15 protein-coding genes are annotated in these 14,196 nt (G+C 34.8%); 5 read left to right on the plus strand and 10 right to left on the minus strand.

Annotated elements, in window-relative coordinates; translation table 11 throughout:
- Nucleotides 1–235 precede the first annotated feature (235 nt).
- From F6K23_RS15900 to F6K23_RS15910, 3 genes are read left to right on the plus strand one after another with little or no spacing between them, the layout of a single operon-like run.
- A complete protein-coding gene (locus F6K23_RS15900; RefSeq protein ID WP_293157188.1) occupies nt 236–868 on the plus strand; it encodes a flavin prenyltransferase UbiX in 633 nt (210 codons plus the stop codon).
- A complete protein-coding gene (locus tag F6K23_RS15905; protein ID WP_293157191.1) occupies nt 861–1,580 on the plus strand; it encodes a hypothetical protein in 720 nt (239 codons plus the stop codon). Before F6K23_RS15900 ends, F6K23_RS15905 begins: the two co-directional genes overlap by 8 nt.
- A 40-nt stretch (nt 1,581–1,620) precedes the next feature.
- Complete coding sequence (locus F6K23_RS15910) at nt 1,621–2,178, plus strand: shikimate kinase (RefSeq protein ID WP_293157194.1); 558 nt, start codon at nt 1,621–1,623, stop codon at nt 2,176–2,178.
- A gap of 57 nt (nt 2,179–2,235) precedes the next feature.
- Here the strand turns inward: F6K23_RS15910 and F6K23_RS41835 are convergent, their stop codons facing one another.
- From F6K23_RS41835 to F6K23_RS15925, 5 genes are all read right to left on the minus strand, one after another.
- Nucleotides 2,236–2,544: a zinc ribbon domain-containing protein gene (locus tag F6K23_RS41835; protein WP_367267714.1), complete on the minus strand. Its 309-nt coding sequence runs from the start codon at nt 2,542–2,544 to the stop codon at nt 2,236–2,238.
- Between the two features lie 35 nt (nt 2,545–2,579).
- Complete coding sequence (locus tag F6K23_RS15915) at nt 2,580–3,389, minus strand: RNA-guided endonuclease InsQ/TnpB family protein (RefSeq protein ID WP_367267715.1); 810 nt, start codon at nt 3,387–3,389, stop codon at nt 2,580–2,582.
- Nucleotides 3,304–3,492, minus strand: a complete 189-nt coding sequence (locus F6K23_RS41840) for a helix-turn-helix domain-containing protein (RefSeq protein WP_367267716.1) — start codon at nt 3,490–3,492, stop codon at nt 3,304–3,306. The genes F6K23_RS15915 and F6K23_RS41840 overlap by 86 nt, the downstream gene beginning before the upstream one ends.
- 894 nt (nt 3,493–4,386) lie before the next feature.
- Nucleotides 4,387–4,806 carry a hypothetical protein gene (locus F6K23_RS15920; protein ID WP_293157197.1) on the minus strand — a complete coding sequence of 140 codons (420 nt, stop codon included), beginning with the start codon at nt 4,804–4,806 and terminating at the stop codon, nt 4,387–4,389.
- A gap of 7 nt (nt 4,807–4,813) precedes the next feature.
- Nucleotides 4,814–5,218 (minus strand): NIL domain-containing protein, encoded by a 405-nt coding sequence (locus F6K23_RS15925; RefSeq protein ID WP_293157200.1) that lies wholly within the window; start codon nt 5,216–5,218, stop codon nt 4,814–4,816.
- 192 nt (nt 5,219–5,410) lie between these two features.
- On the opposite strand from F6K23_RS15925, the gene F6K23_RS15930 reads away from it, so the two are divergent.
- Together F6K23_RS15930 and F6K23_RS15935 are read left to right on the plus strand one after the other, a co-directional pair.
- Nucleotides 5,411–5,992 carry a thioredoxin family protein gene (locus F6K23_RS15930; protein WP_293157203.1) on the plus strand — a complete coding sequence of 194 codons (582 nt, stop codon included), beginning with the start codon at nt 5,411–5,413 and terminating at the stop codon, nt 5,990–5,992.
- A gap of 1,394 nt (nt 5,993–7,386) precedes the next feature.
- Nucleotides 7,387–9,381, plus strand: coding sequence for a sensor histidine kinase (locus F6K23_RS15935; protein WP_293157206.1), 1,995 nt, complete (start codon nt 7,387–7,389; stop codon nt 9,379–9,381).
- Nucleotides 9,382–9,880: 499 nt separating this feature from the next.
- Here F6K23_RS15935 and F6K23_RS15940 read toward each other — a convergent pair whose 3' ends face one another.
- From F6K23_RS15940 to F6K23_RS15960, 5 genes are all read right to left on the minus strand, one after another.
- Nucleotides 9,881–10,138 carry an alpha/beta hydrolase gene (locus tag F6K23_RS15940; protein WP_293157406.1) on the minus strand — a complete coding sequence of 86 codons (258 nt, stop codon included), beginning with the start codon at nt 10,136–10,138 and terminating at the stop codon, nt 9,881–9,883.
- Between the two features lie 319 nt (nt 10,139–10,457).
- Complete coding sequence (locus tag F6K23_RS15945; protein ID WP_293157209.1) at nt 10,458–11,003, minus strand: hypothetical protein; 546 nt, start codon at nt 11,001–11,003, stop codon at nt 10,458–10,460.
- Nucleotides 11,004–11,012: 9 nt separating this feature from the next.
- A complete protein-coding gene (locus F6K23_RS15950) occupies nt 11,013–11,135 on the minus strand; it encodes a hypothetical protein (RefSeq protein WP_293157212.1) in 123 nt (40 codons plus the stop codon).
- A gap of 890 nt (nt 11,136–12,025) precedes the next feature.
- The gene (locus F6K23_RS15955) at nt 12,026–12,541 is read right to left on the minus strand and encodes an RES family NAD+ phosphorylase (protein WP_293157215.1); all 516 of its coding nucleotides are present in this window, start codon (nt 12,539–12,541) and stop codon (nt 12,026–12,028) included.
- A 344-nt stretch (nt 12,542–12,885) separates the two neighbouring features.
- On the minus strand, nt 12,886–13,365 hold the full coding sequence (locus tag F6K23_RS15960; protein ID WP_293157218.1) for an antitoxin Xre/MbcA/ParS toxin-binding domain-containing protein: 480 nt from the start codon (nt 13,363–13,365) through the stop codon (nt 12,886–12,888).
- Between the last annotated feature and the right edge of the window lie 831 nt (nt 13,366–14,196).

A 14,196-nucleotide genomic window follows, 5' to 3' on the forward strand; every position in this document is an offset into this window, starting at 1 on the left:
CTGATAACTGATAACTGATTCCGAAAGCTTATCAATACCTATAAGGGCGAATGCCATTCGCCCCTACAAGATGGGTTATCCGTAAGGTTTAGTAGGTTGGGTAGAACGATAGTGAAACCTAAAACGCGCCTTACTATTGTTGGGTTTCGTTTACTCAACCCAACCTACAAATCCATCCGTACATCTGTGGCCAAATCCGTGTGTGCTTTCTTTTCTCTTTAAACCTAATTTAAACATGACTAATTTTGTATCTACTCCGCAAATACCGATAACGATCGGAGTTACAGGAGCATCAGGACTCATTTACGCTGTCAGAACTATTAAATTTTTATTAGCATCCAATTACACCATTGATTTAGTAGCCTCAAAAGCTAGCTACTCAGTCTGGCAAGCAGAACAAAATATTAAAATGCCTGCCGAACCAACTAAACAAGAAAAATTCTGGCGAGAGCAAGCAGGAGAAGAAAACAATGGCAAACTCCGTTGTCATCCTTGGCAAGATATAGGAGCTAATATTGCTAGTGGTTCCTACAGAACTCAGGGTATGATAATTATTCCCTGTAGCATGGGAACAGCGAGTAAATTGGCTGTTGGGTTCAGCTCAGATTTACTCGAGCGTGCAGCAGACGTACAGTTAAAAGAAGGTGGTAAACTAATATTGGTGCCTCGGGAAACACCTTTTAGTTTGATTCATTTACGAAACTTAACTACTCTAGCAGAAGCAGGAGCAAGAATTGTCCCGGCAATCCCAGCTTGGTATCATAATCCCCAAACTATAGAGGATTTGGTAGACTTTGTGGTAGCTCGTGCTCTAGACCAATTTGGTTTAGATTGTGTTCCTATAAAACGGTGGATAGGCCATGAATAGATCTCGGAATTTACTATTGTTAGTAGTTTTAATCTTGATAATCGTTGGGTTGGCCTTGTTTTCTTGGCAAAATTGGTCCCCTAATTTGTCTTTAACTTTTTTGGGGTTACGATCTATACCTCTACCTTTGTCTCTATGGATTTTAGGTGCTTTTGTTGCAGGTGTGATTACTTACTTGTTGATTTATGGTACTTTCAGACTTTCAAATTACCTGTTAAAAAAGAATTTACAACCTGCTAGACCTCGTTCTAGAAAGTCTCATTATCAAGATGGAACTGAGGAAGTTTGGGATGCTTCACAACCTCAAGTAGCTTCAGATTCTCAAAGCTCTTTTAACTTGAATAAAGATTCAGAACCACCTAGGAAAAATGAAAATTATGATGATTGGGAACCAAGACCTCCCAGGGTGAATCGTTCTTGGGATGGCACCACAGAGGAGCAAGGTTCAGAAGAAATACAGGAATCTGTGAATGAAAGTGCTACTAAAAATTATGAAACAGAACAACAGCCAAAAACAGGTTCTTGGTCTGGTTCTGTATATTCTTATGGTTATCGTGATAGTAGCAGTTCAGGTGTTGGTCAAACTGAATCTGTTTATGATGCAGATTATCGGATTATTACTCCTCCTCCTGCAAATACATCTATACCTACTCAAAAGGAAGAAGATGAGCAAGTTTCTGACAAAGATAATCAGTCAGAAGATCCAAAATAAGTTTGGCTTTTATTTAATAGTTTTTTTTCATCAATAACTTATGAATATTAGTAATAAGAAGTTGTTACAAGGAGTAAATCTTTATTTAGTTGGGATGATGGGGGCAGGTAAAACAACAGTGGGAGAGTTGCTTGCCCAGAGTTTAGGATATCGTTTTCTAGATACGGATAGTTTGATTTCTCAAGTTGCTGGCAAGTCTATCAATGAAATTTTTGCTGATGATGGTGAAGCAGCATTTCGGCAGTTGGAAACAAATGTATTGGCACAAGTATCTAGTTATAAAAATTTGACTATTGCAACAGGTGGTGGTATTATATTGAACCATTTTAACTGGAGCTACTTACAGCATGGTATTGTCGTCTGGTTAGATGCGCCTATAGAGGTATTGCATAGTCGTTTACAGGGCGATCAAACTAGACCTCTGCTTCAGGATAAAGACCCTCTAGGTAAACTTCAGGCTATTTTGGAGGAACGACGGCCACTTTATGCTAATGCAGATGTTCATATTCATGTGGAGCCTAAATCTACTCCGGAACAGTTAACAATGTTAGTCTTAGCAGAAGTAAAAAAAGTGGTAAAATCCCCGGTACTAAATTAGTTATTGAAAGGTTCATCCCCAGGTTTGAGTTAGAAAATAATGTGACATACTCCCACACTAAGCTGACGCTATAGTGTGGGCTTCTCGTTTCGTAGTCCTGCTACTGCATCGGGCTCCACGAGCTTTAAAGACGGAATGCCCTACCGCCCTATTTTTTATATTTATCGCCGCATTCAAGTCGCGGTCTATTACAACACAGCAATGCGGACAAGAATGAGTTCGTATGTTTAATTCTTTATCGACTTTTTCCCCACAGTTTGAGCAATCTTGGCTGGTATTTTTGGGATTCACTGCTATGGTTTTCTGTCCAGCATTTTCGGCTTTGACAGTCAAAATAGTTAGGAATTGTCCCCCAAATCGCATCATTAATTGATTTACTCAAACGAGTCTTTGCTAGCCCTTTAATGTTTAAGTTTGCCTCCGGCACGCCGCTCCGCGTCTACATGGGCAATAACATTCGCTTTTGATAACAATTCATTAGCTGTTTTAAAGTGGAAATCTTTACGTTGATCGGCAACTTTTTTATGTTGTTTGGCTAGAGCTTTAACAGCCTTGAGCCACCTTTTGCTACCTTTTTTCTTTCGAGATAAACGTTTTTGCAAAGTCTTTAATCGCTTCTGAGATGAGCGATAGTATTGAGGTATTGGGACAGATTCTCCAACACTAGTTACTAAGAATTCCTTTAGCCCCATATCGATTCCCAGAGTGTTTTTTAATGTAGGTTCAACTTCACAACTCAAAGCTGGAACTGATTTGTCTTCTAGGGATAAAGTCACATAATAACCATCTGCTTTACGACTAATCGTCACAGTTTTAATGATAAACCCTTCTGGTATTGGACGATGCTGAATTAACTTTACCTTTCCTATTTTGGGCAAATTAATTTGATTTTCTTCAATGCAGTCAAGTTTGATTTGAGGATAAGTAAAGCTGCGATAACGTCCTTTTCCCTTAAACCTTGGTTTCCCCAAACGCTGCCCATTTTTATCGGCTTTAAACCACCTATCAAAAGCTAATTTCACTCGTTTAATGCAATCCTGTAAAACTTGAGAATGAATTAGCCTGTAGTCAGGAAACTTATCCTTGGTATTGACCAAATCTCGTTTTTGAGAGTAATAATCTGGATTATCTCTTAGTTGAGGAATTGGCATGCACCTTGGGACAGACGTTAACTGGACAACGGTTTTCTGACCACCACGAGAACCTTTCACCTAGCCGATAGTTGTACTGCCGACGCAACAATTCCAACCACATTTCTATTGTGGCTATTTGGTATGAGTTGGGCCTTAATTTATATTGGTAGGCAGTGCCCATGGTGGAAAATTTTCGGAATTATTGCAAGATAATCATACAAGTTTTTCGTAAGCATTCAGCTGTAAGCTATCAGCTAGCCTCCTACGGAGGAACTGCGAACTTCAGCTATTGCTTTTAGTTTTAGATAAAAGCTTTACTCATTGAGTCAGAATTTATACTTACTACAAAAGCTGGCTGAAAAAGTCTATATTAATTTAAACCCCCTCATGAGAGCTGAGAGCTGACAGCTAATAGCTGTTTGCGCAGCATTCCCCAGGAAATGCTTACAGTTTTTCAACTAGGGCGAAAGCTTCTGCTGGGATGGCATGCAAATTGAATGGGCATCGAACCCATTCAATTTGCCACCGATTCAGCTAAATAATATCTGGGATGAATATATGAAAATTTTGTAGATTTTAATAAAAAGACCCCCACCATAAATTAGGTAGGGAGCAAGGACAGTTAAACGCTTATTCTTTAGATTATCTCAGAAATCAACTATGATTAGTTGTTATATATTTGACAATTTCTTGACATACTCCCGACGCTACCCTTGAGCGACAACGTAGGATTTTTCAACTCCCAAAGGAGTTGCAGTTTATACAGAGGTGATGTCCTCCCCCTGTGTCTATAAGTATACCATGTTCTGGCTCTCCCATACGGCGCTGAATCAAATATTACAGCGCGGGACTTCCCGCCAGGAAAGTTAAATTATAGAATATAGCAGTTATCTTATTTGATATAGCGATCGGGAATCAGATGTGAGAATTGAGGTGTTCCTTTGAAGTATAGAATATAGCAGTTATCTTATTCTTATGTATTCGTTTTTTATTCTTCCCTATTCCCTATTCCCTATTCCCTCCATACCTAAAACAAAAGTATCCAATATCTCACAACTAAAAGCATATTACTATGCTAAAATTTAAGTCTATAAAGTATAATTCCTAGCCCTAAACTTGCTTGAGAAATAATTAGTAGAATAACAAAAGACTGCCAATTTTTTAAGCCACAAACTTGAGCATCCAGTCTTACCAATATTCCCGCAGATATTAATACTAAAGCATCGACAGAAAGACTAATCCACCTAATGATAACTACAAATAAAAAAGCAGAAATAATCACAGAAATAAAAGTCGTAATATCAGATTGAAACCAGGGTTTAATTATTTCTTTAAAATTAGGTAGAGGAACAGTTAAAATAATATCTAATAAAAAAATAGCAGCTATAATGGCTAGATATAATAATTTAGAAGGTTGAATACTAGCTAGTCTCCAGCCTAAAATAGTGTAAGTAATTAAAAGTAGGATTAAAGAAAGTAAAGGTATTAGTTTCACATTAAATTTATAAGTTAGTAGAGATTGCTTGCACTGGACAGGTAGGAATACATTGTTCGCATACGATACAACGAGCTCTAATAAAATTGAGACGAAAGGTATCAGGTTCTAATATTAAAGCTTCTGTAGGGCAAACACCAGTACATAAACCACAGTCTATGCAGCTATCTTCATCAATTAATATTTCCCTACTAGCTAAACATACATCTATATTTTTTAGTCTCATCCATTCGACAGCAGCATCTAATTCATCAATATCTCCCGATAATTCTAGCACTAATTTACCTACTTGATTTGGTGCTACTTGAGCACGAATAATATTAGCCGCAACATTAAAATCTTTTGCCAACCTATAGGTAATTGGCATATGAATTGAACGTTGTGGAAATGTTAGAGTTACTCGTTTTTTCATAGTTATGTCCCCCAATCAGAATAATTAGACTGTTTCTAAAAGTCAAAATTCAATATTTTTTCCTTCGTGATTTTTGATGTTTTTATTTATTCTTAATTATGGAATTAATTTTTATGCTCTTTGTTTTAAGATGGCAATTGCTAAACTAATAGCTATAGTTTTTAATTGTAATAATTCTTGAATTTTTTGACAATGAGTGTAAACCCATCTGATTCTACAAATACTTCCCCTTTCACAACGCGCCTGAGAAATTTCATTGTTGCGTTGGTAGCGATCGCTTTATCAGTGACCATTTTTATCGGATTACGAACGGAGACTTCTTCGGTCTCTTTGGGTGAAATGGCTGAAGCTGCAACACCTCTGAATGTGGCCTTAAGTAATGGTAAGCCGAGTCTAGTTGAATTTTATGCTAATTGGTGTACTACTTGTCAAGCTATGGCTTCTGAATTGGAGGAAATTAAACAACAGTATGGTGAAAATGCCAACTTTGTGATGCTAAATGTTGATAATAGTAAGTGGTTACCAGAGTTGGCTAAATATCGAGTAGACGGTATTCCTCACTTTGTATTTTTGGATCGAGATGGATCTGAGGTTGGCCAGACTATCGGAGAGATGCCAAAATCTGTGATGGCAGCAAATATAGAGGCTTTAATTGCTGGGAACTTATTACCATACGATGGTACTGTTGGTCAAGGATCTACATTTAACAGCTCAGTGGCACCAATTAAAGCAAGTCAAGCAGATCCGAGAGTTCACGGTAGTCAAGTGCAATAGTGGTGGATTAAGCTTGTGTGTATATAGAATTACTTGCTTTTTTTAGTTACTTAGCAATTAACGGTATAGCGATTCTATTTTAATACTGATGAGGTACAAAGTTCTAGGTTTTAAGGAATAGGTAATAGAAAATAATACCATTTCACGGAAGTTAATTCAGTTATCACTTATCAGCTAGCTTTTTTACAGAGGAACTGCGTTAGCCTCTTATAGAGGAGCTACACTATCAGTACCTCCTGCAATACGGAGGCAAGAAGTGGATAATTTTCTTTCTCTTGGTCGATTGGATATGGCGAGGTTTCCTCGCTATCCCACCCTAGGGGAAGCTCCGAAGATTGACCGCTTTTTATCTCCTTAAAAGTGAGATTTTACAAGCTGAAAATTTTTACTGACAATAATTTAAAACGATTATTTCACATATTGAGCTATGAAACTATTTGTGACATATAGCAATGAGCGCTGGTATATTTACAAATTGCAGGAGGGGCAAAATAGCTAAAAGTCTTATATTATCAGCAATTTATTTCCCCAGATGAGCTGTTGCCTGTTGCCAGATGAGCTGCGCACAGCGCTATATTTCAAGTGAAATGGTATCAGAATCACAACTGTACCTGACTTATCTGAGAAATACTATAGTAGATTTATTAGGAAATATAAATTGATCATTTTTTTTTGATAAGTTGTCTTTTTTTTATATAAGTAACAGAGGTCTAATGTTTATTTTATCTGACAACTTACTCATCAATACTGTCAATATTAACTGCAAATAATGCACATTTAATTAGTTAAATAAGATTGCAAGTAAATGAAGTAAACTTATTAATTTGATCGACTCCAAGTATTTTTAAAACTGCTTTATAAATTATGGTTACTGTATGTCATAAACTTGAAATACTCTGTATAGTAGAAGGAAGAAGGCTTTAGTTATCTAGTAGAGAAGGAAGAAGGAAAAATCTTGCGTTATCCGAGTGTTAAGCTTTTGATATGTCCTAACCTTTCCTTCAAATGCTGTATCAGTTATTAGGTTTATGATGAGATATACTGAATGTTGTCGCTCCACGTCTACAGAGCCGTTATCAAAACCCACAACTAATTCTTCAAATAAGCGTGGGGGTCTTAAACTCTATGTTAAAAATATAGATAAATAAATTCTGAATTAGATAGCTATCGAGAATGCGAAAAAGCAGATTATGTCACATAAAATACAATTTCAGGAAATAGGTGAACTTGTGGATCTGCTATAGCAATATTAAATAATTTATTGAAAATAAAAAAATAGATAAAAACCATGAAAAATTTACAAAATTTTTCTAGTTTCATCATATATTTTTGCACGACTAAAATATGATTTATATACATGATAAAGCTCACCTAATCTGTCAAATAAATCATCTATGAATAAATCATCTATCAATTCTAAACAATTACAAAGACTTTTAATATTTTATTCTGTGGCAGGAATATTTGCTATTAGTGTTCTGGTTGCAATAGTCAGTATATTTCCTCTATATAAGCAACTCAAAAGAAACGAAGAAAGCAATTTACAGTCAGCTTTAAGAACTCGAACTTTAGCAGTAGAAGAATTTCTTTCAAAAGCCAAAGGCATTGCAAAACAAATTGCCAGTCGTACCCAAGCAAGACTAGAATTAGAAGCTTATAACCGCAACCCAAATAATCGTGCTTCTGGTGTTTCTAAAATTACACGCTATCTGAGCGATGCTCTAAATCAAAGCGAAGATGTAGTTGGTATTACTCGCTTCGATCAAAATAATCAATCGATAGTTCAACTTGGTTTACCTATCCCTCAAAAATTTTGGGATTTTCCCATTCAGAATTCTCAAAATACTCAAATTAGTAATCCAATTCGCCTCAAAAATCAATCTTATATAATTGTTAGCCAAAAAATTTTCAACTCGAATCAACAACAACAGGGTAAAGATTTAGTATTATTTAAAACTGAGGATTTAGAAAAAATTATCACAGATTATACTGGACTAGGTCAAACAGGAGAAATTTTTTTGGGAACTTTTCAAAACCAACAAGTAAAATTATTTTTATCCTCCAGAAATGAAACTAAAACTTTATCAGAAGCTATTATTAAAGCTTTGGAAAAAACAGTAGTTCTTCAAGAATCAGGACTTACATTTATCAAACCTAAATTTTGGAATTATGGCCAAATAATTGCCTTTAAACCTCTCTCAAAAGTGAATTGGGGACTTGTTATTAAAATTGATCGCCAGGAATTATATGCTTCTGTTAATCATCAGTTTATTACTATTGGAATTATCATAGTTATTTTAAGTTTTATGGGAGCAGGTGGGATGATTTTACTATTGCGTCCATTAGCAGGTCAAGTGATTATTCAAACTGACGAACTTGAAGAACAACTTCAGGAAAAAATTCGCACTTTACACGAGTTAAATGATACTCAAGAACAACTACTTTTAGAAATTAAAGAGCGTAAACAAGCAGAGAATTCGCTACGAGAATCGGAAGCTAAATTAAGAGAACAAAAACAAGAACTTCAGCAAACATTAAAAGAACTTCAGCAGACTCAAGCTCAGATGATTCAAAGTGAAAAAATGTCTAGTTTAGGTCAAATGGTTGCCGGAGTTGCCCATGAAATTAATAATCCGGTGAACTTTATTCATGGAAATATTGTTTATGCAAAAGATTATATTCAAGATTTGCTAAATTTAATTCAACTCTATCAAAATTATTATCCTCATCCCCATCAAGAAATTGAAGCAGAAATTGAAGTGATCGAATTAAATTTTCTTCAAGAAGACCTCAAAAAAATCCTTAAGTCTATGGAAGTGGGAACAGAGCGAATTCGGGAGATTGTCAAATCACTGCGCATCTTTTCTCGTTGTGATGAAGCTGAAATCAAAAAAGTCGATCTACATGAAGGAATTGAGAGTACTTTAATGATTTTACAGAGTCACTTCAAAGCTAAATCTCAATCTGAATATCCAGAGATTCAAATCATAAAAGAATATGGTCAACTACCTCTGATAGACTGTTATCCTGGACAACTTAATCAAGTATTTATGAATATTCTTAGCAATGCAATTTATGCGATTAAAGATGATCAAAATTCTCAAAAAATTGAATTTAATTCTGGCTGTATTCGCATTAAAACTCAAAGAATATCGGACAATTTAGTACAAATTTGTATTACTGATAATGGAGGAGGAATTAGTGAAGAAGTTTTCTCTCATTTATTCGATCCTTTTTTTACAACAAAACCAGTTGGAAAAGGGACTGGGTTAGGACTTTCGATTAGTTATCAAATTATTGTCGAAAAACATAAAGGAAAACTAGAATGTCATTCTCAAAAGGAAAAATATACAGAATTTATCATTACAATCCCTATACATTTGAGTTAAAAAATTTCCTTCAGTTCCCGAACGCCTTCAACAATTAATAATGAATAATGAATAATGAATAATTACCTCTCCTTGAAAAGAAGAGGATTGACTAATCATGAAAATTTTTCTTCACAGGAGTCGATGGTCGGACAGCTCCGAGACCTCGCCATCCCATCCTACGGAATGCTGCGCAAACGACCGCTTATTATCCCCTATCCAAGGGGAGGCGCATACCCACAATTTTTCGGTAAATTTTTATTTTTATTGTTGATAAATGGTATTATCTAATACCATTAAAAAAAAGAATGTTACGAATAATTTGGGTGATTAGAAAGACTTTAAAGCAGATATTTCTTTGGTTAAAAAGATAAGTTCCGACCTCAAAAATAATCTCTAAGCCATTCCCATACGACTCCTGACTTCCCCTCCTAGGATGGTTTAGGGGTGGGTTGACTCCTAAGAAATAGCCTACCTATTTGTAGCAAATATTTATCAAACTGGTATAATACCCAACAAACTAACTTTTTTCTAGATTTTTGAGAAACTGCTCTAGGTGTTGAAACCATTTTTCTCCTTCGAGACTAACCAATAATTCATGTCCAGTATTAGGAAAAAGAACAAGTTGCTTAAAACCATTCAAATTATTGAATAACTCCTTAATTTCATTTAATGTTACCCATTTATCTTCTTCTCCTTGCATCAGTAAAGTCGGACAATTTACCTGTTTAGCATCAGAAACTGGATTATAGGTAAAACCATTAAAACCATGTTGAATGCTTCCCCAAAAAAACTAACAATTCTGCGGGTGCATCTCAATTTTGAATAAAGCCAAAATTTTATCGCTATTTAGGCAACAGTTCATCTGGCAACAGGCAACAGGGAATAGCAAATAGAGAATATATAGGAAAAAAGTATTTTTGCAAATATGAGATGCATCCAATTATGCTAAGGGAAATGGAGGAATATTTGCATCCTTTAACCGAATTTTCACTGCGTCCAAAAAACGAAGAAAAGGCATTTATATAATAATAGCATTAGCTTCAATCTGTTCTTGAGCAACTGCTCGGAGAATAGCAGCACTTCCCATAGAAATTCTATAAAGTATAATTGGCTAATTTGGATGAATTTGTCGTACAAAAGTCATTGCTGAAGCTACATCTTTCGCTTTTTTTTGCTCCAATTGTTGTTTTACTTCCGCTCGACCCTCCAACTCCTTGATAATCGACTAATACTGTATCATAATTCAAAGAATGAAAGATTTTTATAGGGGCGAGAAGTTGCTTATCTTTAACAGATCCTTGTCCCGGAAAAAGGATTACCGTTCCTTTAGAAGAAGCTGCTGGAATTAACCAAGTTTCTAACCATTTATTTGAGTTAATTGGAATGTTTTGAGTGACAAATTCCCGTCCTAAATCAGTTGTAGTTCTAGAATTTATAGGTCGAGGAATGCCGAAACAAAACCCTCCATAACTTTTATAATTAGTTAAAGAGTAAGCTGTTATAAATGCCATCAAATTTATGACAGTTATCAGGATTAACCCCAAATGAATTAATCTTTTTCTTGTCTGTTTGCCAATTAGCCAAGCAATTATAAAGCAACCCAGTCCACTACCTCCCGCAAAAGCAATAACTCCCTTCAATGGAAATTCCTAACCATTAATTAAACCGAGGAGATGTAAAGCAACGACAGAAATAATTATTCCTAGTAACAAAGACAAAATTATTGTGCCAACTTTCAAAAAAAAAGATTGTGAGATTGATTGAAATTTCATTTTTACTCTTTTCTAAAATTAGCATCTTTTCAAGAATCTACACTGAACGCTAATCTAATTTCAGAAGTTAGCAAAGAAACTAATTTTTAGAACGATATAAAGCACAATAAAAGGCCATATTAAGCCAGGGCTGTTTCATTCTAAACTGTGGAATTTTATGTATTGACGAAACCACGTTATTTACAGCTTTAGGAAATTTATCTTTCGCTGTCTGAAAATCAATAAATTAATTGTCAAAATCTAGAATGAAATGACCCTGATATTAAGCCCTTGCCAATGTAACACAAATAATTATATAGATGAAAAAGTAATTTCTATCCAATAAGTTCTATTATTTCAAATACTAATACCATTTCTCCATGAAACTAAACTCAATAAAAGATGAAAATAATCAGTGCAATAAAGTCTGAGCAAAAATTATTAAGTGTGTCACAAAGAAATGGCATAAGAGATAGTCCTAAATAGGGTTTGCTGAAAAAGTATTTGTGTAGGAGTCAGTCCTCAGCAGTCAGGAGGAATAATTATCTAAGATTTTTCCCTCTAGGTTTGTTGAAAATCCTCACATTTTCAGCTTTTTGGAGCGAAAAGCTTGCACTTTTTTTTCATCAAAAATATTAAAGGATTTACAGATAAAGGCTTTTAGAATTAATCAGCAAGGCCTAAATATGTAATACCATGTCCGGATGATTAAGTATAATAAAAATTTTCTCCCTGATATCTAGAAAGAATATTCCAAATTTTTGCCACCTCCAGTGTTCCCTTTTGAATTTACACCTACCACCTACAACCTACAACCTAATAACTTTATTATTGTTGTATTAAGCGGACATGATATAAGTACATTGGTTGTGATATCCCTTTGATTATCAAGAGATAAAATGCCAAAATTATTACTTATTTAGAACTACCGTATAAGATTCCGTCAATAATTTTTTTTCGATACTTTTGAGATTGCGGTCTAAGGTAAAAGATTGAGGTGGATAAATTGAAATTCTCTCAAAATCAGGATGTAAAGGATTAATCAAATAATTATATTCTTGAGGAATAATAGCAGAAGGAACCTTTAAAACTGCTGTTGTTTTAGCAGTTAACCATTTATCTCCAATCGAGGCTAAAACGGCAGGTGGAGAAGTATCACGCCAGTTATGGGGTAATAAATTTTCATCTACTTGTTTAATCGGAAAATTATCAGGAATTTTTATACCAATAGATACAAATATATTGCCAAAATTTTCTATTTCCATGCTGACTAAAGTTTCTAATGTCGCTAGAGATAATGTGGCTGAAGTATAAATCAAAGATGTACCTTTAGAATTCCAACGCCCTCTGCTACAACTAGAAGCTTCAGCTTTAAAAGGACTATTAATATGTTTTTTATGAGAGATTCGCCATACTATTAAACTCATGATTATTATCTTGTAAACTACTAAAATTGAAGAAAAATTTAGGGTTCGGAATAAATGATTGAAAGACTCAGACTAGCTACTAATTAATTTTTTTCCTGACTCCTTATTCAAGATTCATATAAGCTCGGTTGATGATCAGAAGTATTCAATTCTTTGATTAATTTTGACAGTGCCACAGAATCAATAGAATAAAAATGCTGATAATATCTATCTATTTTTCGGCTTGTAAATCCTGAATTATTTTCTTAAAAAAACACCTGTGGGCAGGTTTTATACCTGCCTTTATATATTTTTTTTATTCACGACTAACAGAAATGAACTATTAATCTATTAATAATGAATAATTAGCTATATACTCCATACTCTATTTTATTCAAAAGTTCATCTACTTGTTGTGTACCTGCATCCGTATCTAATAGTTCTAAAGGAGTTTTGCCACCCAAGGCACGATTTGATTTTTTCAGCCAATCTCTTGCTATTTCTACATTTTCAAATATATCTAAGGTTTGTGTAAAAATTCTAGCAACACGATACAGTCTATCTGATTCTGAAAGATCTAGAGGTTTCTGATCTTTCTTACGCCTAGATATAGTACGTTCAGAAGTTGCTAATAAAGTCGCCATTTGTGACTCAGAAATGCCACAATATTCAGCTACTTTAATCACAGAAATTATGGAAAATCCCTGGCGAATTATACTGACTATTTGTAGTTCTTGGGGCAATTCCAAAATATTTTGAGGTATTTGCTCAAATCCTAAAATTTGATAGATTCTGGGGATGGTTTCAGTTTCTGAGTTCTGAGAAACTTGATCTGGAGATAACATCTGGACATCCTTTGAAGGTCATGTGTCTAATATTATAATGCCAGATGTCCCGAAAAAGTTCTTTAAATTTTATATTGATCAGATTTTATAGCAAAGAACGGGATAGTTAGGACTTATGCTGATGATGAAGCTTAGACAGGAAAAAGTTTTTCTCACTGTTCTCTCACAGGAGTGCGCTACCAGATGCGTCTACCACCGACGCGGGGTTGCACCGCTTTTCCCTGCAATACATATTAATTCAGTAGGTTAACCTGCCGTAAAAGCAAGATAACATTAGGAAAAAAAGTGTCCTGGATATAGCTGAGTGCTAGTTGCTATATCTGAAGCTAAATATCCAGAATATAATTAATTTATAACTATTATGACCATGATTTATACTATAAACCTCTAATTTTTTCTTATAAGCTCGATACTCTAGAGAGAAGAGCCAAAAAACAGGAGGATCAGAAAGATGAGAAAAAGTATAAAGATGAGACCGTTAGAAACCATATTCCTTATTAGTGACTTGATCTGATGTCTAGAAAATTATAGACAACAATGTTACATAGTTTTTGTTAAAGTTGAATAAGGAACAAAGAAACCCCATAAATTTATTTATGGAGTTTCGAATAGAGTATTTATTCCCGTTGGGTGTAACTGTCATAGCTTTGATTTGACTTGATCTAAACTGTTTTTCTGGAAGGCGAGTGGACAAGTAAAATAATTATGGCCAGAGTTAATGTTCTTGGGACACATTTTTACCGAAAAATTGGAGTAGGTGCCTCGCCCATAAGCGGGTGACTTTCGATATTATCATGAGATTGGTTTGAACAGATACATCAAGCCCGGCAA

This window comes from Okeania sp. SIO2C9, from assembly GCF_010672455.1.
Lineage (GTDB): Bacteria > Cyanobacteriota > Cyanobacteriia > Cyanobacteriales > Microcoleaceae > Okeania.

Excerpts from the sequence above, each read along its gene's own strand:
- F6K23_RS15935 (WP_293157206.1), top strand. The coding sequence starts at position 7,387 with ATGAATAAATCATCTATCAATTCTAAACAATTACAAAGACTTTTAATA.
- F6K23_RS15925 (WP_293157200.1), bottom strand. The coding sequence starts at position 5,218 with ATGAAAAAACGAGTAACTCTAACATTTCCACAACGTTCAATTCATATG.
- F6K23_RS15955 (WP_293157215.1), bottom strand. The coding sequence starts at position 12,541 with ATGAGTTTAATAGTATGGCGAATCTCTCATAAAAAACATATTAATAGT.
- F6K23_RS15930 (WP_293157203.1), top strand. The coding sequence starts at position 5,411 with ATGAGTGTAAACCCATCTGATTCTACAAATACTTCCCCTTTCACAACG.
- F6K23_RS15950 (WP_293157212.1), bottom strand. The coding sequence starts at position 11,135 with ATGAAATTTCAATCAATCTCACAATCTTTTTTTTTGAAAGTTGGCACA.
- F6K23_RS15905 (WP_293157191.1), top strand. The coding sequence starts at position 861 with ATGAATAGATCTCGGAATTTACTATTGTTAGTAGTTTTAATCTTGATA.
- F6K23_RS41840 (WP_367267716.1), bottom strand. The coding sequence starts at position 3,492 with ATGGGCACTGCCTACCAATATAAATTAAGGCCCAACTCATACCAAATA.
- F6K23_RS15960 (WP_293157218.1), bottom strand. The coding sequence starts at position 13,365 with ATGTTATCTCCAGATCAAGTTTCTCAGAACTCAGAAACTGAAACCATC.
- F6K23_RS41835 (WP_367267714.1), bottom strand. The coding sequence starts at position 2,544 with ATGATGCGATTTGGGGGACAATTCCTAACTATTTTGACTGTCAAAGCC.
- F6K23_RS15900 (WP_293157188.1), top strand. The coding sequence starts at position 236 with ATGACTAATTTTGTATCTACTCCGCAAATACCGATAACGATCGGAGTT.
- F6K23_RS15910 (WP_293157194.1), top strand. The coding sequence starts at position 1,621 with ATGAATATTAGTAATAAGAAGTTGTTACAAGGAGTAAATCTTTATTTA.